Annotated in this window: 24 protein-coding genes; 6 read left to right on the forward strand and 18 right to left on the reverse strand. The window is 59.6% G+C overall.

Annotation, left to right across the window (positions count from 1 at the left end):
• Positions 1-14: 14 nt before the first annotated feature.
• From GUC32_RS17120 to yfbV, 4 genes are all read right to left on the reverse strand, one after another.
• Entirely contained in the window at positions 15-1847 is a 1833-nt protein-coding gene (locus tag GUC32_RS17120) for an SLC13 family permease (RefSeq protein WP_043140070.1), read from the reverse strand.
• 97 nt (positions 1848-1944) lie between these two features.
• Entirely contained in the window at positions 1945-2601 is a 657-nt protein-coding gene (locus GUC32_RS17125) for a sugar phosphatase (protein ID WP_004936056.1), read from the reverse strand.
• A 17-nt stretch (positions 2602-2618) separates the two neighbouring features.
• Positions 2619-3113, reverse strand: a complete 495-nt coding sequence (locus tag GUC32_RS17130) for a YfbU family protein (protein WP_016926898.1) — start codon at positions 3111-3113, stop codon at positions 2619-2621.
• Between the two features lie 143 nt (positions 3114-3256).
• On the reverse strand, positions 3257-3712 hold the full coding sequence (gene yfbV / locus GUC32_RS17135; RefSeq protein ID WP_004936061.1) for a terminus macrodomain insulation protein YfbV: 456 nt from the start codon (positions 3710-3712) through the stop codon (positions 3257-3259).
• Between the two features lie 358 nt (positions 3713-4070).
• Here yfbV and ackA point away from each other — a divergent pair, with 358 nt between their 5' ends.
• A complete protein-coding gene (gene ackA, locus GUC32_RS17140; protein WP_025303669.1) occupies positions 4071-5273 on the forward strand; it encodes an acetate kinase in 1203 nt (400 codons plus the stop codon).
• 74 nt (positions 5274-5347) lie between these two features.
• Positions 5348-7510, forward strand: a complete 2163-nt coding sequence (gene pta, locus GUC32_RS17145) for a phosphate acetyltransferase (protein WP_043140081.1) — start codon at positions 5348-5350, stop codon at positions 7508-7510.
• 63 nt (positions 7511-7573) lie between these two features.
• On the opposite strand, the gene GUC32_RS17150 is transcribed toward pta, so the two are convergent.
• The 5 genes from GUC32_RS17150 to GUC32_RS17170 form a co-directional block, all read right to left on the reverse strand.
• Positions 7574-8533, reverse strand: coding sequence for a transketolase family protein (locus tag GUC32_RS17150; protein WP_043140084.1), 960 nt, complete (start codon positions 8531-8533; stop codon positions 7574-7576).
• Entirely contained in the window at positions 8526-9377 is an 852-nt protein-coding gene (locus GUC32_RS17155; protein ID WP_099816994.1) for a transketolase, read from the reverse strand. The genes GUC32_RS17150 and GUC32_RS17155 overlap by 8 nt, the downstream gene beginning before the upstream one ends.
• A 13-nt stretch (positions 9378-9390) precedes the next feature.
• On the reverse strand, positions 9391-10770 hold the full coding sequence (locus GUC32_RS17160; RefSeq protein ID WP_043140091.1) for a PTS ascorbate transporter subunit IIC: 1380 nt from the start codon (positions 10768-10770) through the stop codon (positions 9391-9393).
• 23 nt (positions 10771-10793) lie between these two features.
• Positions 10794-11075 (reverse strand): PTS sugar transporter subunit IIB, encoded by a 282-nt coding sequence (locus GUC32_RS17165; protein ID WP_025303676.1) that lies wholly within the window; start codon positions 11073-11075, stop codon positions 10794-10796.
• 92 nt (positions 11076-11167) lie between these two features.
• On the reverse strand, positions 11168-11611 hold the full coding sequence (locus GUC32_RS17170) for a PTS sugar transporter subunit IIA (protein WP_025303677.1): 444 nt from the start codon (positions 11609-11611) through the stop codon (positions 11168-11170).
• A 310-nt stretch (positions 11612-11921) separates the two neighbouring features.
• Between GUC32_RS17170 and GUC32_RS17175 the strand changes: the two genes are divergently transcribed.
• Positions 11922-12941 (forward strand): LacI family DNA-binding transcriptional regulator, encoded by a 1020-nt coding sequence (locus GUC32_RS17175; RefSeq protein ID WP_089181150.1) that lies wholly within the window; start codon positions 11922-11924, stop codon positions 12939-12941.
• 54 nt (positions 12942-12995) lie between these two features.
• Here the strand turns inward: GUC32_RS17175 and yfcD are convergent, their stop codons facing one another.
• Both yfcD and yfcE read right to left on the reverse strand, forming a co-directional pair.
• Positions 12996-13541, reverse strand: coding sequence for an NUDIX hydrolase YfcD (yfcD, locus tag GUC32_RS17180; RefSeq protein WP_004936086.1), 546 nt, complete (start codon positions 13539-13541; stop codon positions 12996-12998).
• A gap of 99 nt (positions 13542-13640) precedes the next feature.
• A complete protein-coding gene (gene yfcE / locus GUC32_RS17185; protein ID WP_025303680.1) occupies positions 13641-14192 on the reverse strand; it encodes a phosphodiesterase in 552 nt (183 codons plus the stop codon).
• A 233-nt stretch (positions 14193-14425) separates the two neighbouring features.
• On the opposite strand from yfcE, the gene yfcG reads away from it, so the two are divergent.
• The 3 genes from yfcG to GUC32_RS17200 all read left to right on the forward strand — a co-directional run bounded on the left by yfcG (position 14426) and on the right by GUC32_RS17200 (position 16469).
• Positions 14426-15055 (forward strand): GSH-dependent disulfide bond oxidoreductase, encoded by a 630-nt coding sequence (gene yfcG, locus GUC32_RS17190; protein WP_089196115.1) that lies wholly within the window; start codon positions 14426-14428, stop codon positions 15053-15055.
• Positions 15056-15166: 111 nt separating this feature from the next.
• Positions 15167-15538, forward strand: coding sequence for a dihydroneopterin triphosphate 2'-epimerase (gene folX / locus GUC32_RS17195; protein WP_025303682.1), 372 nt, complete (start codon positions 15167-15169; stop codon positions 15536-15538).
• Between the two features lie 16 nt (positions 15539-15554).
• Positions 15555-16469 (forward strand): TIGR01777 family oxidoreductase, encoded by a 915-nt coding sequence (locus GUC32_RS17200; protein ID WP_043140109.1) that lies wholly within the window; start codon positions 15555-15557, stop codon positions 16467-16469.
• A gap of 7 nt (positions 16470-16476) precedes the next feature.
• Here GUC32_RS17200 and hisP read toward each other — a convergent pair whose 3' ends face one another.
• The 7 genes from hisP to cvpA all read right to left on the reverse strand — a co-directional run bounded on the left by hisP (position 16477) and on the right by cvpA (position 22571).
• Positions 16477-17250, reverse strand: a complete 774-nt coding sequence (hisP, locus tag GUC32_RS17205; protein ID WP_004936098.1) for a histidine ABC transporter ATP-binding protein HisP — start codon at positions 17248-17250, stop codon at positions 16477-16479.
• Positions 17251-17271: 21 nt separating this feature from the next.
• Positions 17272-17976 (reverse strand): ABC transporter permease, encoded by a 705-nt coding sequence (locus tag GUC32_RS17210; RefSeq protein WP_025303685.1) that lies wholly within the window; start codon positions 17974-17976, stop codon positions 17272-17274.
• Positions 17973-18659, reverse strand: a complete 687-nt coding sequence (locus tag GUC32_RS17215) for a histidine ABC transporter permease HisQ (protein WP_025303686.1) — start codon at positions 18657-18659, stop codon at positions 17973-17975. Before GUC32_RS17215 ends, GUC32_RS17210 begins: the two co-directional genes overlap by 4 nt.
• Positions 18660-18741: 82 nt before the next feature.
• Positions 18742-19524 carry a histidine ABC transporter substrate-binding protein HisJ gene (hisJ, locus tag GUC32_RS17220; RefSeq protein ID WP_004936109.1) on the reverse strand — a complete coding sequence of 261 codons (783 nt, stop codon included), beginning with the start codon at positions 19522-19524 and terminating at the stop codon, positions 18742-18744.
• Between the two features lie 303 nt (positions 19525-19827).
• Positions 19828-20400: a UbiX family flavin prenyltransferase gene (locus GUC32_RS17225; RefSeq protein WP_019453741.1), complete on the reverse strand. Its 573-nt coding sequence runs from the start codon at positions 20398-20400 to the stop codon at positions 19828-19830.
• 131 nt (positions 20401-20531) lie between these two features.
• Positions 20532-22049 (reverse strand): amidophosphoribosyltransferase, encoded by a 1518-nt coding sequence (gene purF, locus GUC32_RS17230; protein ID WP_025303688.1) that lies wholly within the window; start codon positions 22047-22049, stop codon positions 20532-20534.
• Positions 22050-22070: 21 nt separating this feature from the next.
• Positions 22071-22571: a colicin V production protein gene (gene cvpA, locus GUC32_RS17235; RefSeq protein ID WP_004936119.1), complete on the reverse strand. Its 501-nt coding sequence runs from the start codon at positions 22569-22571 to the stop codon at positions 22071-22073.
• Positions 22572-22720: the final 149 nt, after the last annotated feature.

Here is a 22720-nt window from a genome sequence, read left to right on the forward strand (position 1 = left end):
GCCTCGCTGCGCCGTTAAAAACCGTAGAGCCACGGCACCACAATCACGCTGACCGCCATCACCAACAGGGTGAACGGCACGCCGAGACGCACGAAATCGCCGAACTTGTAATTGCCCGGCCCCAGCACCAGCGTGTTGACCGGTGAAGAGACCGGCGTCATAAAGGCGGCGGACGCGGCGATGGCGATAATCATCGCGAACGGGTATGGCGAGACGCCCATTTCGCGCGCGGCGGCAATGGCGATCGGCGCCATCAGCACCGCCGTCGCGGTATTGGAAATAAACAGGCCAATGGTGGCGCACAAGACGAACAGGCACAGCAGCATCACGCGCGGCCCCGCGCCGCCGGCGACGTCCATCAGCCCGCGAACGATCAGATCCACGCCGCCGGTCTTTTGCAGCGCCTGCGCGAACGGCATCATGCCGACGATCAAAATGATGCTCGGCCAATGGATCGATTTATAGGCGCTCTCCATGTCGATACAGCGGAACTTGCCCATCAGCAGGCAGGCGATCAACGCCGCGATCGGGTTGGGGATTTCGTCGGTCAGCATCATCGCCACCATCAACGCCAGGCAAAACAGCGCGTGCGGCGCCTGGGTGATGGCCGGCGCCACTTCGTCCACTTCGGCCGGCAGGTTGAGCACGATAAAGTCGTGGGTTTTGGCCTGCAGCTGACGAATCGCCTTCCAGTCGCCGATCACCAGCAAAATGTCGCCCAGCTCCAGCGGCTCGTCCACCAGCTTGCCGCTCAGAGTCTCGCCGTGGCGGCGGATGCCCACCACATTCAGATCGTAGCGGCTGCGGAACGCTGCTTCACGCAGGCTTTTGCCCAGCAGCGCCGAGTCCGGGATCAGCGACACTTCGGCCATGCCGACGTTGCGCGACTGTTCAGAGAAGTAATCGCCGCGCAGCACCATCGGCTCCAGCCGCTGCTCGCCGCAGAATTCGCGCAGATCGACCTGGCTGTCCGACATGTCGATCAAGAGGACGTCGCCCTCGCGCAGCTCGGTGCTGCCGGAGGCGCTGACCATCACCCGCCGGAAGCGTTTCCAGCGCTCGATGCCCACCACGTTGGCACCATAGCGCGCACGCAGGTGCAGTTCATCCAGCGAACGTCCGATCAGCGGCGAAGCGCTGCGGACAGCCAGCCGCCGCGCGCGGCCGGTCAGCTTGTAATCACGGATCAGGTCGCGGAAGGTGCGACGCTGCCAGTCATCTCCGGCTTTGCCGGTGTCACCGCTGCCCAGCCAACGCCGGGCGATCAGCATGTAGCCGACACCCAGCGCCAGCACCACCAGGCCAATGGGCGTCACGCTGAAGAAACCGAAACCATGGATGCCTTCCCGCACCAGTTCGCTGTTGACCACCATGTTGGGCGGCGTGGCCACCAGCGTCATCATGCCGCTGATCAGTCCGGCGAAGCTGAGCGGCATCATCAGCCGCCCCGGCGCGATCTTCATTCTGGCCGTCACGCTGAGCACCACCGGGATAAAGATCGCCACCACGCCGGTCGAGCTCATGAACGCGCCCAGCCCGGCGACCGTCACCATCAGCAGCATCAACATTTTGGTTTCGCTGCTGCCGGCCACTTTCACCAACCAGTCGCCCACCTGATAGGCCACGCCGGTACGCACCAACCCTTCGCCGATCACGAACAGCGCGGCGATCAAAATCACGTTGGGATCGCTGAAACCGACCGTCGCTTCCTGCAGGCTGAGCGTGCCGCTCAGCACGAAGGCGATAATCACCAACAGCGCCACCACGTCCATCCGCAGCTTGTTGGTGGTAAACAGCACGATGGCAATCAGCAGTAAACTCAGCACCCACAGTAATTCGCTGTTCAAAACGGCCTCATCCGGCAAATGTCCAAGGGTCTAAAAAATAGCATAAAAAAACCCCGCCGAAGCGGGGTCTAATCAATTAGGGTGAAGATAATGCCACTCAGGCCAGCCGGCGAACGATCGCGCCCTGCGCCGTTTTATCGACGGCGATCTGCGCCAGCGAATCCAGCCGCAGGTCGACCTGCTCCAGCTTCGGCGCATCGGCCGGGGCGTTGACCGCAATCACCTGACAGCCCGCAGCCAGACCCGAAAGAATGCCGGCCGGCGCGTCTTCAACCACCACGCACTCGTGCGGCGCCAGCCCCAGGCGCTCGGCGCCCAGCAGGTAGGCATCGGGCTGTGGCTTACCGTGTTTAACCTGCTCGGCGGTGATGAACACCGCCGGCTGCGGCAAACCGCCGGCCTGGCGGCGAGCGCCGGCCACCGGCACCGAACCGGAGGTGACGATCGCCCAAGGGATGCCGAGCGCGTTCAGGCGCTCCAGCAGCGCGATGGCGCCCGGCAGCGCGCGAACGCCGTCGGTATCCTGCGCTTCCACCTGCTCCAGCAGTTGGAACTCGCGCTGAATTTCCGCTTCGCTTTCGCCCGGCATAAAGTGGCGCAGAGAAGTAATGGCCTGTTTACCGTGAATGAAGTCCAGCACCGCTTGCGGGTCAACGCCGCGGCGCTCGGCCCAGTGCGTCCAGGCACGCTCTACCGCCGGCAGAGAATCCACCAGGGTGCCATCAAGATCGAACAGAAAACCCTTACACTCCACAGAAAACCTCTTCTTAATCAAGCATTGATGATTTGCGCTATCTCAACGGCGCTCAAGTGATACTGGCGCGGACAGGCCAGCCAGATCGCCAGCATACGCTGGTACTTTTCCCACATTTTGGTCTGGGCGTTAAAACCGTGGCTACCGGAATCGAAGTGAGTATAACGCCCCTCGGTGCTGACCAGGAAACGCACGTAGCTCAGGTAGCGCGCCTCGGTAGCGGCGTCGAAGCCGAGAAACGCCAGGCGGCGCTCGTCCAGATCCTGCTTCTCTTTCAGGTTGCCCCAGGAAACCTGCAGCGCATGGTGCATCTCCATCACGTTGATGATGGTGCGGCACACCTCTTCGCTCAGTTCGCCGAAGTCGCGATCCAGTTCGCGCATTTGCAAACCGAAGCCGCGTTCGACGATGGTTTGCAACCGGCGATAACGGTCGCCGTTGTCCGGATCGAGCAGGGTCATCATCTTGTACTGGTTCGACAGGATCAGCCGCTGGGCGTTGGTCATTTCCATCAGGATTTCCTCATTTCTGTGTGATGACGGGAGCATCGCACAGCGCAAGAACGCAGGAAATCACAACTCGACCGTTCTTTGATTTAAACCGGGGTTATTGCCGCTTTGACGAGAAAGGCCGCATCAGCGCGGCCTTTTTTCATTTACAGATCGTCGAGGAAGGTTTTGTCCAGCTGCTTGAAGGCGCGCTTGAGCAGATCGGCCAACGTCTGATAGGTCGGCGTGCCTTCGAGCGGCGCCACCGCCTGCCCGGCTTCCGTCAGCTTGTTGCGCACCTCATGGAACCATTGCAGCAGCGTCGGCGGCAGCGGCGTGACCGAACGGCGCCCCAGCCACCACAAGCCCTGCATCGGCAGGCTGCAGGCGAACAGCGCGGTGGCGATCGCCGGACCCAGCTGGCCGCCCAGCGCGATCTGCCAGGTCAGCGTGAAAATCGCCAACGGCGGCATGAAACGGATAGCGAAACGGGTGGCACGCGCAACGCGATTCTCCGGAAAGACCGGTGCCAGACGTTTGTCTGACGGCCAGGTTTTCATATAATGCTGCCCGCGCTGGAAGACCTGAAACCAGCTTACGGAACCGGACGGTTTGCTCGTCATTGCGTACCTCAACGTCACGTAAAGAAACTAAAAGCGTGCTGCCAGAGACCATACTAAAAAATTTGAAGCTTTAAATTTATTTTGTGTTTGCACCGGGCTATCGGTATCCTAAGCCGGCCTTGTGGCCGGTAGAAGATGACGTAAATTTTGTCAACTTTTAGCCCTATAAAAATCAAGATTATTTAAACCGCAGAGAAATCATCGGTTTTTCCATCATCCTGTGATTTGTGCACTTCACATGATGTTAATCATAAATGTCATCGGCACTATGCGCTACGCTTGTTGTCTGATTGACGATTAATTCACCACGTGTGTTCGATTTTCTTTTAACAACACGACTATTTAAGTAGGTACTTCCATGTCGAGTAAGCTAGTACTGGTTCTTAACTGCGGCAGTTCTTCTCTGAAATTCGCCATCATCGATGCCGTTAACGGCGACGAATTCCTCTCCGGTTTGGCCGAGTGTTTCCACCTGCCTGAAGCTCGCATCAAGTGGAAAATGGACGGCGCCAAACACGAAGCTGCCCTGGGGGCCGGCGCTGCACACAGCGAAGCGCTGAACTTCATTGTTAATACTATTCTGGCACAAAAACCAGAGCTTTCCGCGCAGCTGACCGCTATCGGCCACCGCATCGTGCACGGCGGCGAGAAGTTCACCGCCTCTGCCGTGATCAACGACGAAGTTCTGCAGGGTATCAAAGATTCCGTGCCGTTTGCACCACTGCACAACCCAGCTCACCTGATCGGCATCGCGGAAGCGCTGAAATCCTTCCCTAACCTGGCCGACAAGAACGTTGCCGTGTTCGACACCGCGTTCCACCAGACCATGCCGGAAGAATCTTACCTGTACGCCCTGCCGTACAGCCTGTACCGCGACCACGGCGTTCGCCGCTACGGCGCGCACGGCACCAGCCACTTCTACGTGACTCAAGAAGCCGCGAAGATGCTGAACAAGCCGGTAGAAGAAGTGAACGTGATCACTTGCCACCTGGGCAACGGCGGCTCCGTCACCGCAGTGCGCAACGGCCAGTGCGTTGACACCTCCATGGGTCTGACCCCGCTGGAAGGCCTGGTGATGGGCACCCGCAGCGGTGACATCGATCCGGCTATCATCTTCCACCTGCACGATTCTCTGGGCATGAGCGTTGACCAGATCAACAAGATGCTGACCAAAGAATCCGGCCTGCTGGGCCTGACCGAAGTCACCAGCGATTGCCGTTACGTTGAAGACAACTACGACAGCAAAGCCGACGCCAAACGCGCCATGGACGTGTTCTGCCACCGTCTGGCCAAATACGTCGGCGCCTACAGCGCGCTGATGGAAGGCCGTCTGGACGCGGTGATCTTCACCGGCGGCATCGGCGAGAACGCCGGCATGGTGCGTGAGCTGACCCTGAACAAACTGGGCCTACTGGGCTTCGAAATCGACCACGACCGCAACATGGCCGCTCGCTTCGGCAAATCCGGCGCCATCACCAAAGACGGCAGCCGCCTGGCGCTGGTGATCCCGACCAACGAAGAGTTGGTCATCGCGCAGGACGCATCCCGCCTGACCGCGTAATGCTCTCAAAACACCGTCAGCCCAGGCTGACGGTGTTGTTTTAGCCTCATGTTAATCGTGAAGAGGACTATTCTGTGTCACGTACTATTATGTTGATCCCCACCGGCACCAGCGTCGGCCTGACCAGCGTCAGCCTGGGTGTCATCCGCTCCATGGAGCAAAAAGGCGTTCGTCTGAGCGTGTTCAAGCCTATCGCTCAACCGCGCACCGGCGACAACGCGCTCGACCAGACCACCACCATCATCCGCAGCAGCAACTCCACCATTACGGCGGCCGAACCGCTGCGCATGGACTACGTTGAGGGCCTGCTGAGCTCCAACCAGCAAGACGTGCTAATGGAAGAGATCGTGGCGCGTTACCACGAGAACACCAAAGACGCGGAAGTGGTGCTGATCGAAGGCCTGGTGCCGACTCGCAAACACCAGTTCGCCAACGCGCTGAACTACGAGATCGCCAAAACCCTGAACGCCGAGATCGTCTTCGTGCTGGCGCTGGGCAACGACTCCCCGGCGCAGCTGAAAGAGCGCATCGAACTGGCGCGCACCAGCTTCGGCGGCAGCAAGAACAAAAACATCACCGGCGTTATCATCAACAAGCTGAACGCACCGGTCGACGATCAGGGCCGTACCCGTCCTGACCTGTCCGAAATCTTCGACGACTCCACCAAAGCCAGCATCGCCCACGTCGATCCTGCGCAGCTGTTCGCCAACAGCCCGCTGCCGGTTCTGGGCTGCGTGCCGTGGAGCTTCGATCTGATCGCCACCCGCGCCATCGACATGGCTCGCCACCTGAAGGCCCGCGTGGTCAACGAAGGCGACATCATGACCCGCCGCGTGAAGTCCGTGACCTTCTGTGCGCGCAGCATCCCGCACATGCTGGAACACTTCCGCCCAGGCTCTCTGCTGGTGACCTCCGCAGACCGTCCTGACGTGCTGGTCTCCGCCTGCCTGGCGGCGATGAACGGCGTGGAAATCGGCGCCATCCTGCTGACCGGCGGCTACGCCATCGACGAGCCGATCAAGAAGCTGTGCGAACGCGCCTTCCAAACCGGCCTGCCGGTGTTCATGGTTGACACCAACACCTGGCAAACCTCGCTGAGCCTGCAGAGCTTCAACCTCGAAGTGCCGGCGGACGACCACCAGCGCATCGAGAAAGTGCAGAACTACGTGGCCAGCCACATCAACACCGAGTGGATCGACTCGCTGACCGCCACCTCTGAGCGTTCACGCCGCCTGTCTCCACCGGCGTTCCGTTACGAACTGACCGAGCTGGCGCGTAAAGCCGGCAAGCGCATCGTGCTGCCGGAAGGCGACGAGCCGCGTACCGTAAAAGCGGCGGCCATCTGTGCCGAACGCGGCATCGCGGAATGCGTGCTGCTCGGCAACCCGGACGAGATCCAGCGCGTAGCGGCAGCGCAGGGCGTTGAGCTGGGCAAAGGCATCGAAATCGTCGATCCGGTCGCCGTACGTGAAAACTACGTGCCACGTCTGGTTGAGCTGCGCAAGAGCAAGGGCATGACCGAAGTGGTCGCGCGCGAGCAGCTGGAAGACAACGTGGTGCTCGGCACCCTGATGCTGGAACAAGGCGAAGTCGACGGTCTGGTCTCCGGCGCGGTTCACACCACCGCCAACACCATCCGTCCACCGTTGCAGCTGATCAAAACCGCACCGGGCAGCTCGCTGGTGTCCTCCGTATTCTTCATGCTGTTGCCTGACCAGGTACTGGTCTACGGCGACTGCGCGATCAACCCGGATCCGACCGCCGAGCAGCTGTCTGAAATCGCCATCCAGTCTGCGGATTCCGCCGCTGCCTTCGGCATCGAGCCGCGCGTAGCGATGATCTCCTACTCCACCGGTAACTCCGGTGCGGGCAGCGACGTCGAGAAAGTGCGCGAAGCGACCCGTCTGGCGCAGGAAAAACGCCCAGATCTGATCATCGACGGCCCGCTGCAGTACGACGCCGCCATCATGGCCGACGTTGCCAAGTCCAAGGCGCCGAACTCACCGGTGGCCGGCCAGGCGACCGTGTTCATCTTCCCGGATTTGAACACCGGCAACACCACCTACAAAGCGGTACAGCGCTCCGCTGACCTGGTTTCCATCGGGCCGATGCTGCAAGGCATGCGCAAGCCGGTGAACGACCTGTCGCGCGGCGCACTGGTTGACGATATCGTCTACACCGTTGCGCTGACGGCGATCCAGTCTTCCCAGGCTGACGCTGCCGCCGCCAAGGCCTGATATTCTTCAGGTTGAGCGATAAAAAAGCGCCGGTCATTGACCGGCGCTTTTCTTTTGCGTTCCCTAACGCGCCAGCAACTGCCCGGCAGCCTCCAGAATATGCTCGGCGGTCAGGCCGTACTCCTGCTGTAAAAACGCCTGGGTGCCCACCTGGCCGTAACGCTCCTTCACCCCCACGCGCCGCATCGGCGTCGGGCACTCTTCCGCCAGCACCTCCGCCACTGCGGATCCCAGCCCGTTATGAATGCTGTGATTTTCACAGGTGACGATACGTCCGGTCTTGGCCGCGTAGGTTTTGATCAGTTCACGGTCGATAGGCTTGAGGGTGAACATATCGATCACTGCCGCGCTGACGCCCTGCCGCGCCAGCATCTGCGCCGCCTTCAGCGCCTCCGCCACCATGATGCCATTGGCAATCAGCGTAATGTCGTCGCCGTCGCGCAGCAGGTTGCCCTTGCCGATGGTAAAGCGCGAGCCTTCCTGGTAAATGCGCGTCGCCTGCTTGCGGATGGTGCGCACCCAGTAGAAGCCGCGTAGATCCATCAGCTGGCGCAGAATGTCGGCGAACATGGTAGCGTCGGTCACTTCCAGCACCACCGAGTGCGCCAGCCCGCGCACGATGCCCATGTCCTCGAACGACATGTGGGTGCCGCCGTTGTGGCAGGCGCTCACCCCGGCGTCGGAGGCGATCACCTTGACGTTGTTGCGCTGATAATCCAGCGACATGAACAGCTGATCGAAACAGCGGCGGCTGGCGAAGGCGGTAAAGGTATGCACGAACGGCACCCTGCCGGTGAGCGACAGCCCGGCGGCGACGCCGATCACGTTGGCCTCCATGATGCCGCAGTTAATCACGTGCTGCGGGTGATCCTTGTGCACGCCGTCCATCGCCATCGAGCTCATCAAATCGGCCTCCAGCGCGATGATCGGTGCGCCCGCTTCTATCTGCCGACGCACCGCACCGGCATAGACTTTGCGCATTTCGACGGCGTCGTTTTCCAACTGGGTCACTACGTTAAACATGGGCGGCCTCCAGTTCGGCGATGGCTTTTTCGATTTCCAGCTGCACGTCCGGCGTCAGGCGCAGGTGGTGTGAGTTCGACAGGTTTTCCAGATAGGTCACGCCCTGCCCTTTGATGCTGTCGAGCACGATCGCCAGCGGCCGCTGTTCACCGCCGCGCGCCGGCGCCACCGCCGCCAGCAGCGCCGCGATGTCGTCGCCCTTGATGGTCTGCACCTCAAAGCCGAAAGCGCGGAACTTGGCGGCCAGATCGAACGGTTGGATCACCTCGTCCAGCGCACCGTCTAGCTGTTGCTTGTTGTAATCGATGAACAGCGTCAGGTTGTTCAGGTTGTGGTGGGCGATAAACTGGAACGCCTCCCAGCACTGCCCTTCGTTCAGCTCACCGTCGCCGAGGATGCTGAACACCCGGTTACGACGCCCCGCCAGCCGATGGGATAACGCCATGCCGGCGGCGATCGACACGCCCTGCCCCAGTGAACCGGTGGTGGCGTCCACGCCGCGCGTGCGCAATCGGTCCGGGTGGCTAGGCAGACGCGTGCCGTTCTGGTTGAGGGTCTTCAGCTCCGCCAGCGGGAAGTAGCCCTTGATCGCCAGCGTGCTGTACAGCGCCGGGCCGGCGTGCCCTTTCGACAGCACGAAGTCATCGCGCTCCGGCCAGTCCGGATCCGCCGGATCGATACGCATCACGCTGCCGTACAGTACCGCCAGCGTCTCCACCACCGACATGCAGCCGCCGTAGTGGCCGAAGCCCAGCCCGGTCAACGCCTTCAATGTTTCCAGGCGGATCGCGCGCGCCAGGATCTGCAGCTCTTCAATTTCCGTTTCGCTCGTTGTGTCGTTCATCAGTCTGCCCTCGTTATTTCTCGACGCGGTCAGCGGCCGGCGCGCCTTTGCGTTTTCCCAGGAAGTTATGCGCCACCAGCAGCGCGAACACGGCGACGATCGCCAGCATGATCATCTCCTTCGACATAAAGCGCGCCATGTTGCCCAGCAGGATGCCGATCACGCCGAAGTCGGCGTCGGAGAAGGTGGTGTTGGCAAAGCCAAGCGCCCCCAGCACCGGCAACAGCAGCACCGGCAGGAAGGTGATCAGCAGCCCGTTGGCGAAGGCGCCCAGCATCGCGCCGCGCCGCCCGCCGGTGGCGTTGCCGAACACCCCGGCGGTAGCGCCGGTGAAGAAATGCGGCACCACGCCGGGCAGGATCAGCACCATTTTCAGCTGCCCCAGCAGGAACAGCCCGGCCAACCCGCCAAGGAAGCTGAACAGGAAGCCGATCAGCACCGCGTTGGGGGCATAGGGATAGACCACCGGGCAATCCAGCGCCGGCCGCGCGTTAGGCACCAGCTTTTCCGAGAAACCGGTGAACGCCGGCACAATCTCCGCCAGAATCAAGCGCACGCCTTGCAGAATGATGAATACCCCGGCGGCGAAGGTGATGGCCTGGATAATCGAATACACCAGGTAGTTCTGGCCGCCGCTGAGCTCGCTTTCCACATAGGCCCGCCCGGCGCAGATCGCCAGGATCAGGTAGATGACAATCATGGTCATCGAGATCGAAATGGAACTGTCACGCAAGAAACTGAGGTTTTTCGGCAGGTTCATCTCCTCGGTCGAGCGCGAGTTTTTGCCCACCTTCGAGCCGATCCAGCCGGACAACACATAGCCCAGGGTGCCGAAGTGGCCGAAAGCGATATCGTCGTTGCCGGTAATGCGGCGCATATAGCGCTGGGCGATCGCCGGGAAGAACGCCATCACCAGCCCCAGGGTCAGCGCACCGGTAAACACCAACTGCACGCCCTCGAAGCCCGCCACCGTCAGGATGATGCCGATCATGCAGGCCATGTAGAAGGTGTGGTGGCCGGTCAGGAAGATGTATTTCAGCCGGGTGAACCGTGCCACCACGATGTTCGCCACCATGCCGAACGCCATGATCAACGCGGTGGAGGCGCCGTATTTCTCCAGCGCGATGGAGACGATCGCTTCATTGTTCGGAATGATGCCCTGAATATTGAACGCATGTTCGAACATGCCGCCCAGCGGATTGAGCGATCCGACCAATACCGTGGCACCGCCGCCCAAAACGATAAAGCCGAGAATAGTTTTTACCGTGCCTTTCACCACGTCGGAAAACGATTTCTTTTGCGCCAGCAAACCGATCAGCGCAATAAGCCCGACCAGCACCGAAGGCACCTTTAATATATCCACCACAAACTTAAGCGTTTCCTGGATAAACATATCCACCTCGCCAATCGTTTTATTTAGATGATTGAGTGGGCTTCGAAGTAAGCGCGCAGCTTGGCTTCCAGCTCATTAATGTCGATGATGTTGCTGATCACCACCAGCTGCTCGGCCGGTACGCTGGCGCTGTCGGCGATGTCTTTCGCCATCACGAACACGTCGGCGGCGCCGGGGGTAGCGGACGACAGATCGGAGTGTTCGACTTCGGCCTCCACCCCCATCTTTTTCAGCACTTTTTTAATGTTCATTTCCACCATAAAACTGCTGCCGAGACCGGAACCGCAAATCGCCATGATTTTCATAATATCCACCTGTTGAATTTAGCGTGTAGGGTAGCGCCGCCGGTCATATTCCCAGCGTTGTTAGCATTAATCGTGTTCCTGGTGATTAAACGTTAATAGCGGGCGATAATATCCTCAATTTGCCGTTTATCTGTGGCGTGAAATAACGCCTCCATCGCCGAGTTATCGGAAAATAATTCCGCCAACTGCGAAATCATTTCAATGTGGCTGTTGCCGTCGGGCGCCGAAAGCATCACCACCACCTGAACCGGATCGTTATCCGCGGAATGGAAATTCACGCCCTGATGGATCTTCAACAGCGACAGCCCCAGCGCGTTGGCGCCCTCCTCCGGCCTGGCGTGCGGCATGGCGATGCCCGGCGCCAGGACGAAGTAAGGGCCGAGCTTCTCCTGCTGATGAAAGATAGCCGTCAGGTAATTCGGCGTAATCACGCCGCCTTGCAGCAGCGGCTGCGCGCTCAGCGTGACCGCCTGGCGCCAGTCCTCCACCCGTTCGCACAGCTGTATATGATCGGCGGTCAGCCACTCTTTCAGCACATTACCCTCCCAAACGTTGATGGTTTCGGCCGGTGATTAATTCACCGACGACGGTAAAACTTTAATCAACCCCTCTCGGCGACACAGTGATGGATATCACAAAGATAGCGCTACCAAAGCGCTATCATGCGGATCTGTGATAGCGCTATCAAAACACCGCGTGGCGGCATGGCGTTAACCACAATTTTTTCTCGCTCTTTCGGGTAACGGGGTAGAATGTGCCGCATACGGGGATCGTCGAAGCCGCGCCGTCGGCTTCCCACCCTCACCATTTTTATGCGCCGCTCGCGCATTTCAGTCGGGATTAGGCATGTCGATCGGTAAAAAACGACGCAGCACAGGCAGGGTGACGTTGGCTGACGTAGCGCAGCTGGCGGGCGTCGGCACCATGACGGTGTCGCGCGCGCTGCGCACGCCGGAGCAGGTTTCAGACAAACTGCGCGAGAAGATTGAAGCCGCGGTGAGCGAACTGGGCTACCTGCCCAATCTGGCCGCCAGTTCGCTGGCGTCGGCCTCGTCCTACACCATCGCCATGGTGGTGCCCAGCCTGTCCGAATCTGGCTGCGCCGAGATGTTCGCCGGCCTGCAGAAAGTGCTGCAGCCGGCCGGCTATCACATCATGCTGGCGGAGTCGCAGCACCACCTGGAGCGCGAAGAAAAGCTGCTGGAGACGCTGCTCTCTTACAACCTCGCGGCGGCGGTGCTGCTCAGCGTCGAGCATTCGCAAAACGCCCGCAACGCGTTGATCGCCGCCAACATTCCGGTGGTGGAGATCGGCGCCGTGCGCGCCGATCCGATCGATATGAGCATCGGCATCGACTATGTGGCGGCCATGTATCAGCTGACGCAAACGGTGATCGCCAGCGGCTATCAGAATATCGGGCTGCTGTGCGCCAATCAGGAACAGTGGATTTTCCAGCAGCACCTGCAGGGCTGGCACAAGGCGCTGCTGCGCAACCATATGTCGCCGCATCGGGTGATCAACGCCGCGCAGCCCGCCAGCTTCAGCACCGGTGCGCAGCAGCTGCCGGAATTCTTGCTGGCCTGGCCGGAACTGGACGCGCTGGTGTGCGCCTCGGACGAACTGGCCGGCGGCGCACTGTACGAATGCCAGCGGCGGCGCATCAGGGTGCCGGACAATCTGGCGGTGGTGGGGTTCGGCAACAGCGAGTTCGGCCGGGTGTGCCAGCCGCCGCTGACCACCATGACCATTCCGCATCGCGATATCGGCATTCAGGCCGGCCAGGCACTGCTGGCACGGCTGAACGAGCAGCCCTGGCTGCCGGAAGGCACCCTGCCCGCCACGCTGTGCCGCCGCGACAGCTGCTGAATCCGAACCGTAAAAAAAGCCGGTCGATGACCGGCTTTCTCACGCGTTGGCGCCTCAGTGGTTGTCGAGCGGCTTACCGTAATCCTGTTCGTTGTTGCGCGTCAGCCACAGCGACAGCGCCTTCAGCGAATCCGGGGTAAACTCGTCGCAGCGAGCGGTGATCTCTTCCGGCGTCAGCCAGCACACCTCGGCCACTTCTTCTTCCTGCAGTGCAAACGGGCCGTGTGACACGCAGCTGAACAGAGCGCCCCACACCCGGCACTGCTCTTCTTCGAAGTAGAACAGACCATGTTCGGCGAAAGGCACGCCGGCGATGCCCAGCTCTTCTTCCGCCTCGCGGCGCGCCGAATCCAGCACGTTTTCACCGCTTTGCACTACGCCACCCGCCGTCGCGTCCAACCAGCCCGGGTAGAAGTCTTTAATCTCGGTGCGACGCTGCACCAGAATTTTTCCCATCCCATCATGCACCACAATATAGGTCGCACGATGACGCAGCCGCTCCGCCCGCATCTGTTGACGACTGGATTGCGCAATCACCTCGTTTTGCTCGTCGACGATATCAACCCATTCGGTATCTGCAGCCTGACCCTGTTCCGCCATCCTCTAAAACCTTCTATTTTGGCGCGATGCATCCCGCGCGCTGGTTAATCAATGAGTGTTTTTCAAAGATTTTTATTGTGTGTGTATAAATTAGTGCGTTTAGCGTGTTAACGCCACCTCCGCGACGACCTTGCCGTCGTCGAGCGTCAGCACGCGCAAAGTGCCCCGATCCAACATGCCGTAGCTAGCCGGGAAGCCCCCTTTCGGGATGCTGACCGAGCCCGGATTGAAGCAATAGATCTCACCCTGCCGCTCCGCCTGCGGCAGATGCGTATGGCCGTAGGCCAGGACGTCACCGCGGGATAACGGCGGCAGTGCCGAAGGATGATAAAGGTGACCGTGGGTCAAAAACAATCGTCTTTTTTGCAGTAGAACCTGTTGCCACGGCGCCTCGATAGGAAACGTCAGCAGCATCTGATCGACCTCGCTGTCACAATTGCCGCGAACGGCGATGATCTTGTCGCTATAGCGATTCAATCGTTCGGCAACCTGAGCGGGCTGATAGCCGGCCGGCAGCGCGTTGCGCGGGCCGTGATTCAGCAAATCACCCAGAAGAATCAGCCAGTCAGCGCCGTGTTGTGCGAATAATTCCAGCACGCGTTCGGTGGCCGGCAGCGATCCGTGGATATCCGAGGCGAACATCAGCTTCATAACCTTGTCCTATAGAGGGAAATAAGCGCCATTTTACCGCGCCGACGCCGTACGGCAAACCACCACCCGCCCCGGTGGAGAATTGTGATCCAACTGCGCAGATAGCATCGGACGAATCCCACATAGCCTGCTATCCTTAGCTGCTATTGTTGGATCTCTGATATACCTTTGTGCGCGGCGAAGACCGCAGCAACGTGTAATGAATTACAGATCACCTTACCGCAGGAGGCAACATGATTGACCTGTATTACGCGCCTACTCCCAATGGTCACAAGATCACCTTGTTTTTGGAAGAGGTCGGCTTACCCTACCGTATCCATCGCGTAAACATCAGCGCCGGCGACCAGTTCAAACCGGACTTTCTGAGCATTTCTCCCAACAACAAAATCCCGGCGATCGTCGATCAGCAACCGGTGGACGGCGGCGCGCCAATCAGTCTGTTCGAATCCGGGGAAATCCTGCTGTATCTGGCGGAGAAGACCGGCAAGCTGCTGAGCACCGGCCTGCGCGAACGCGCCGCGACCCTACAGTGGTTGTTCTGGCAGGTGGCGGGGTTCGGGCCGATGCTCGGGCAGAATCACCACTTTAATCACTACGCGCCGCAGCCGGTGCCTTACGCCATCGAGCGTTACCATCTGGAGACCAAGCGGCTGTACGGCGTGCTGGAAGCTGAACTGCAAAAACACCCGTACCTGGGCGGCGACAACTACAGCATCGCCGATATCGCCACCTATCCGTGGGTCGTATCGCATCCGCGTCAACGCATCGATCTGGCAGATTACCCATCGGTGCGCAACTGGTTCGAGCGCATCAGCAACCGCCCGGCGACCGAGCGCGCCTACAAACTGGCCGAACAAGGCTAAGCGCCTTCCCCGACTCCCCGTCGGCCGGGGAGTCACATCGTCCCCTCGTTATCTTTTCCTTACTTTCCGTGTATTCTGAACGCTAATAATCAGACCTATGGAGAATCTCTGATGTCTTTCAGTCAACCCGACGCCGTTATTCGCATTAAAAATCTGCGGCTGCGCACGTTCATCGGTATCAAGGAAGAGGAAATCAACAACCGACAGGACGTCCTGATCAACGTGGTGATCCACTACCCGGCGGACAAAGCGCGCAACAGCGAAGACATCGCCGATGCACTCAACTACCGCACCATCACCAAAGCGATCATCCGCCATGTGGAAGATAACCGTTTCGCGTTGCTGGAAAAATTAACGCAGGATGTGCTCGACATCGTAAAAGAACACGCCTGGGTAACCTATGCTGAAGTGGAGATAGATAAACTTCTGGCCCTGCGCTACGCCGATTCGGTTTCCATGACCATGAGCTACCGCCGGGACTAACTCAGGGAGGTCGACAATGCGGATCCTGATCACCGGCGCAACGGGATTGATAGGCAGCAGTCTGACGGCCAGGCTGCTGGCGCTTTCTCACCACATTACGGTGTTGACCCGAGACGAGCGGCGAGCCCGAGCCCGGCTGGGCGATCGGCCGAACTATTGGCAAACGCTGGACGACCGGCAGTCGCTGGATGAATTCGACGCGGTGATCAACCTGGCCGGCGAACCTATCGCCGACAAGCGCTGGAGCGCACAGCAGAAAGAGCGCCTGTGCCGCAGCCGTTGGGATCTGACCGAACGATTGGCGCAGCTGATCAAGGCCGGCAGCACGCCGCCCGGTGTGTTGATTTCCGGTTCCGCCGTCGGCTACTACGGCGATCAGGGGCAGGCGGTGGTGACCGAAGAGGAGCCACCGCACGACGAATTCACCCACCAGCTGTGTCAACGCTGGGAAACGCTGGCGCTGCAGGCGCAAAGCGATGCCACCCGCGTCTGCCTGCTGCGCACCGGCGTGGTGCTGGCGCCACAGGGCGGCGCGCTGGCCAAAATGCTGCCGCCGTTCCGCTTCGGGCTGGGCGGCCCGATCGGCGACGGTCGCCAATATCTGCCGTGGATCCATCTCGACGACATGGTCAACGGCATTATTTATCTACTGGATCACGCCACGCTGAGCGGCCCGTTTAACATGGTCGCGCCCTACCCGGTGCACAACGAGCAGTTCGCCGCCCAATTGGCCAACGTGCTCGATCGCCCGGCGTTTCTGCGGGTGCCGGCGTTCGCCATGCGGCTGTTGATGGGGGAAGCGGCGGTGCTGGTGCTCGGCGGCCAGCGGGCGGTGCCGAAGCGCCTGGAAGAGGCCGGCTTCCACTTCCGCTATCTGGAATTGGAACAGGCATTGGATGACGTGATTAATCAGCGGGCCGAAGCCCGCTGATCTGAGGTTACTTCAACGCGCCGGACAGGAACTGCTGCAGGCGCGGGCTTTTGGGGTTGCCGAACAGCTCGGCCGGCGGCCCCTGCTCTTCGATCAACCCTTTGTGCAGGAAGATCACGTGGTTGGAAACGTGGCGTGCAAATTCCATTTCGTGCGTCACCACCACCATGGTTTTTCCCTCCTCCGCCAGCTTCTGCATGATGCGCAGCACCTCGCCCACCAGCTCGGGATCCAGCGCCGACGTCGGTTCGTCAAACAGCAGCACCTCCGGCTCCATCGCCAATGCGCGAGCAATGGAGACGCGCTGCTGCTGGCCACCCGACAGGTGCACCGGGTACTTGCCGCGCGCCCGCTCGTCGATGCCCACTTTATCCAGGTAACGCACCGCGCGCTCGTGCGCGTCGGCCTTGCTCAGCCCCAGCACCTGCACTGGCGCCTCCATCACGTTCTCCAGCACCGTCATATGGCTCCACAGGTTAAAGTGCTGGAACACCATGGTCAGGCGGGTGCGCAGCAGCTGCAGCTGCTTCTTGTCGAACACTTTCAGCTGGCCGTCCTTGTCGCGCACCATGCGAATATCTTCGTTGTTCAGGCTGATCGAGCCTTCGCTCGGCTTCTCGAGGAAGTTGATGCAGCGCAGAAAGGTGCTTTTGCCGGAGCCAGAGGAGCCGATGATGCTGATCACATCCCCGGCGTTGGCCGCCAGCGAGACGCCTTTCAGCACTTCGTGGTCGCCATAGCGTTTGTGCAGTTCCGTGACGGCTAATTTATTCTCAGACATGGTTTTTCTTCCCGTCATTTATCAGTGACTAACGTGTGCCATCCAGCGTTTTTCAGCTTTGCGGAACAGGCTGATTAACACGTAGGAGATGATCAGGTACAGCACCGCCGCGATGCCGAAAGCGTAGAACGGCTGGTAAGTCGCGGCGTTGATGTCGCGCGCGATCTTCAGCAGATCCGGCACGGTGGCGGTAAACGCCAGCGCGGTGGAGTGCAGCATCAGGATCACTTCGTTGCTGTAAGCCGGCAACGCGGTGCGCAGTGCCGAAGGCAAAATGATGCAGCGATACATCTTGAAGCGCGAGAAACCGTAGGCGTTGGCGGCCTCGATTTCACCGTGCGGCACCGCGCGGATCGCCCCGGCGAAGATCTCGGTGGTATAGGCGCAGGTGTTGAGCGTCAGCGCCAGGATGGTGCAGTTAAGCCCGCTGCGGAAAAACGCATTAAGAAACTCGGTGCCGCGCACGATCTCGAGGCTGTACATGCCGGAGTAGAACACCAGCAGCTGCACGTACAGCGGCGTACCGCGAAACACATAGGTGTAAAGCCACACCGGGAAACGCACCCAGCGAAGGGAAGAGACGCGCGCCACCGCCATCGGGATCGCCAGCAGCCCGCCCATCACCACCGAGGCGATCAGCAGCCACAGCGTGACTGCCACGCCAGTGAAACGGTAGCCGTCGCTCCACAGCAGCGACTGCCAATACTGTTGCAAAATCTCGATCATAGTTCGGCCCTCTTGACGCCCAGTGAGTAACGCCGTTCAAGCCACAGCAGCACGCCGTTGGAAACGGTAGTGAAGATCAGGTACACCACGCCGGCCACGATGGCGAAGAAGAACGGCTGATAGGTGCCTTTCCCCGCCAGCTGCGTGGCTTTCACCACGTCGTTCAGGCCGAGGATCGACACCAGCGCCGTCGCCTTCAGGATCACCTGCCAGTTGTTGCCGATGCCCGGCAAAGCGAAACGCATCATCGCCGGGAACAGAATGCGCCGAAAGATCTGCGCGCCGCTGAAGCCGTAGGCCGTCGCCGCTTCGATCTGCCCTTTCGGCACCGCCAGATAGGCGCCGCGGAAGGTCTCAGTGAAGTAAGCACCGTAGATAAAGCCGAGGGTAATGATACCGGCGCCGAGCGGATCGATATCGATCTGCGAGAAGCCGAGCAGCGTGGTGATGTTGTTCAGCGCGATTTGCAGGCCGTAAAAGATCAGCAGCATCAGCACCAGATCGGGCACGCCGCGGATCAGCGTGGTATAGGCGCCGAACAGACCGGAGATAAAGGGGTTATGAGACAGTTTGCCACCGGCGCCGATCAGGCCGATCACCACCGCCAGCAACACGGAACTGAGGGCCAGCTCCAACGTCACCAGAGCCCCCTCGAAAATCAGTTGGGAATAGCCTTGCAGCATCTACTTCACCCTGTGGTCTAGGATCCGAACCATCGGGGCCGGCACGCCGGCCCCGCAGTCACAGCATGGAACGGTAAGCGGATTACCCGCCGTAGACGTCAAAGTCGAAGTACTTTTTCGCGTATTTGTCGTAGGTGCCGTCTTTGCGCATCTCGGCGAAGGCTTTGTCCAGCGCCGCTTTCAGCTCGGTATCGGTCTTGCGCAGCCCCATGCCGGTGCCGACGCCGAAGAACTTGTCATCCTTCACCGATTCGCCGGCGAACGCATAGTCTTTGCCCGGCGGCTGTTTCAGGAAGCCGTCGCTGCCCGCCACTTCATCCTGGAAGGCGGCGTCAATACGGCCGGAAGCCAGATCGGCGTAAACCAGATCCTGGTTCTGGTAAGGCACGACGGTGATGCCCTTCGGCTGCCACATGGCGTTGGCGTAGGCTTCCTGGGTGGTGCCCTGCAGCACGCCCACGCTCTTGCCTTTCAGAGCGTCCACGGTAGGCAACAGCTTGGACCCTTTCGGCGCGATCAGACGCGCGTTGGCGGCATACAGCTTGTCGGTAAAGGCGATTTCCTGCTGGCGTTTTTCAGTGATGGACAGCGAAGAGATGATGGCGTCGATTTTCTTCGCCTTGAGGGAGGGGATCAGCGCGTCGAAGTCGCTCTCCACGAAGGTGCATTGGGTATTGATGCGTTTGCACAGCTCTTTGGCCAAATCAATGTCAAAGCCAACCAATTCGCCTTTGGCGTTTTTGGATTCAAACGGTGCGTAAGTCGGATCGGTGCCAATCTTCAGCGTGGAAGGAATGGCGGCAAAGGCGCTGCTGGCGGCGCTCAAAGCCAGAACTAACGGCAAAATCAAAACCCGCTTTTTCATAAATTACCCTCAAATTGATTTTTTTGATGCCACTACGGGCATTACTTTCCCCACCAAATCAATTTGCAGTAATCGTGCCACATTAGGTGCTACGGGCGGAGGGAACGGCTCCGACCTTCACAATACTGTTTCCTGGGACGATAACCGCAAAATTAAATCGGCCGGTTGGGGCCGCGCCACTGGCAACCGCAATAAGGCGGCACCATGAAACAGTGAGCGTGATGAAGTGGGATCATTATGGTGCATACTCCGCCCCAATTCAGTGCGGTGTTGCACAAATGTACCAATTTAGGGATAAAACTGTTAATTAGCACCCTGCCAGCGGGTGAACAGATCGGTCGGCAATTCGATATCAAACTGGTCGATCACCCGATTGACGGTTTGATCGATGATGTCTTCCACGCTTTTCGGCTGGTGGTAAAACGCCGGCACCGGCGGCATGATCACCGCGCCCATCTCCGCCGCCTGCGTCATCAGCCGCAAATGACCAAGATGCAACGGCGTTTCACGCACGCACAAGACCAAACGGCGGCGCTCTTTGAGCACCACGTCGGCGGCGCGGGTCAGCAATCCGTCACTGTAGCTGTTAACGATGCCAGACAGGGTTTTGATCGAACAAGGCAGGATCGCCATGCCCAACGTTTTGAAAGAGCCCGAGGAGATGCCGGCGGCGATGTCGCGCGCATCGTGCACCACGTCGGCCAGCGCCTGCACTTCACGCAGGCTGTACGGCGTTTCCAGCGCCAGCGTCTGCCGTGCAGCATTACTCATCACCAGATGGGTTTCCACCTCTGCGACGTCGCGCAAAACCTGTAACAGGCGCACGCCGTAGATAGCGCCGCTGGCGCCGGAAATGCCGATGATGAGTCGTTTCATGAAGAATGGCCTCTGCCGTAAAAAGTAAGATCAGGCAGACTTTGCCGCAATGGCGAGGGATAAGCAAGTCAGAGGAACAAGGTGCACCGCCGCAGACGCGGCGATGCACCTTGAGGGATCAACGCAGACCGTTAGCCTTCGTTGTGCAGTTCCAGATTTTCCGCTTCGGTTTGCACCCGCATCGCCTTGGCATCGTCGCTGCGCAGCGACTCCAGGTATTCCAGATAGCTTTGGTCGACGTCTTTGGTCACGTAGATACCATTGAAGACCGAGCATTCGAACTGGATGATGTCCGGGTTCTCTTCGCGCACCGCTTCGATCAGATCGTCGAGGTCCTGGAAGATCAGCCCGTCGGCGCCGATAATCTGACGGATTTCATCCACTTCACGCCCGTGGGCGATCAGTTCGTTGGCGCTCGGCATGTCGATGCCGTAGACGTTAGGGAAACGCACTTCCGGCGCGGCGGAAGCCAGATACACGCGCTTAGCGCCCGCTTCGCGCGCCATCTCGACGATTTGCTCAGAGGTCGTGCCGCGCACGATGGAGTCATCCACCAGCAGCACGTTCTTGTCGCGGAACTCGGCACGGTTGGCGTTCAGCTTGCGGCGTACCGACTGGCGACGCGCCTGCTGGCCCGGCATGATAAAGGTGCGGCCAACGTAGCGGTTTTTCACGAAGCCCTGGCGGTAGGGCTTCTCGAGAATACGCGCGATCTCCAGCGCGATATCGCAGGAAGTTTCAGGAATCGGGATCACCACGTCGATATCCAGATCTTCCCACTCGCGGGCGATCTTCTCACCCAGCTTCTGGCCCATGCGCACGCGGGCGCTGTAGACCGAGATCTTGTCCATAAAGGAGTCTGGGCGCGCAAAATAAACATATTCGAACAGGCACGGGTTGGTTTTCGGGTTCTCTGCGCACTGGCGGGTGAACAGCTGGCCCTTGGTGGTGATGTACACCGCTTCGCCCGGCGCCACGTCGCGCAGGAACTCAAAGCCCAGGGTATCCAGCGCCACGCTCTCGGAAGCCACCATGTACTCGCTGCGGCCATCCTCCAGCGTGCGCTTGCCGATCACCAGCGGACGAATGCCGTTGGGATCGCGGAACGCCAGCAGGCCATGGCCGATGATCATCGCCACGCAGGCGTAAGCGCCGCGCAGTTGCTGATGCATAGCGGCGACCGCGGTAAAGATGTTGTCGGCTTCCAGCGGATAGTGCGGGAAGCGATCCAGCTCGCTGGCCAGCACGTTCAGCAGGATTTCCGAGTCGGAGGTGGTGTTGACATGGCGGCGGCCGCTTTCGAACAGCTTTTGGCGCAGCTCATGGGCGTTGGTCAGGTTGCCGTTGTGGGCCAGCGTAATGCCGAACGGCGAGTTGACGTAGAAAGGCTGGGCCTCAGAGGCGCTCGAGCTGCCGGCCGTCGGGTAACGCACATGGCCAATGCCCATGTTGCCCTGCAAGCGTTGCATATGGCGCGCCTCAAACACATCCTTCACCAGGCCGTTGGCTTTACGCAAACGGAACCCGTTGTGGGCGTCAATGGTGACGATGCCTGCGGCATCCTGGCCACGGTGCTGAAGCACCGTCAGCGCATCATAAATCGACTGGTTTACCGGCATGAAACCGGCGATACCGACAATACCGCACATGTTGTCTTTTCCTCATCAGCGCTACCGCCCCGGCAATTGGGTCGGCAAGAAACTCGACGTGCTCTGCAGGTAGTCAAAGAACCACCTGATGACGTAACTGAACTGGGGGATCAGCTGCGACTGTTTCCAGTCGGCACTTTGTGAAAAGCCGGTAAAGGTATCCAGGAAGAACAGGATCGCCGCGACAATCAACACGCCGCGCAGTGCGCCGAAGCAGATGCCCAGCACCCGGTCGGTGCCTGACAACCCGGTTTTCTCTACCAGTGAGCTAATCACATAGTTAACAATAGCCCCTACGATCAGGGTCGCGATGAACAAAATCGCGATCGCGATGCCGTTTCGCACCAGTTCATCTTCAAAACGAGTGAAATAGACCGCAAGGTAAGAGTAGAAATGGCTGGCAACAAAAAACGCACATCCCCATGTCACAAGTGACAATGCTTCGCGAACAAACCCTCGGATCAGGCTCACCAGAGCCGAAAATCCAATCACCGCTATAATGACGTAATCAATCCAGACCATGAACTATTCCAATGATGAATCGCCCCTGCATCCAATTCGCGGCGAATTCTAACAGAAAAAGAAAACGTTTGCGTAGGGGATTTCCTACCACGTTACAAATAAAAAGCGGCGATTAAAAAATTCCCAATCGCCGCGCCTACATAGGTGAT

The organism is Serratia sp. NGAS9 (genome assembly GCF_009905295.1).
Taxonomy (GTDB): domain Bacteria; phylum Pseudomonadota; class Gammaproteobacteria; order Enterobacterales; family Enterobacteriaceae; genus Serratia; species Serratia bockelmannii.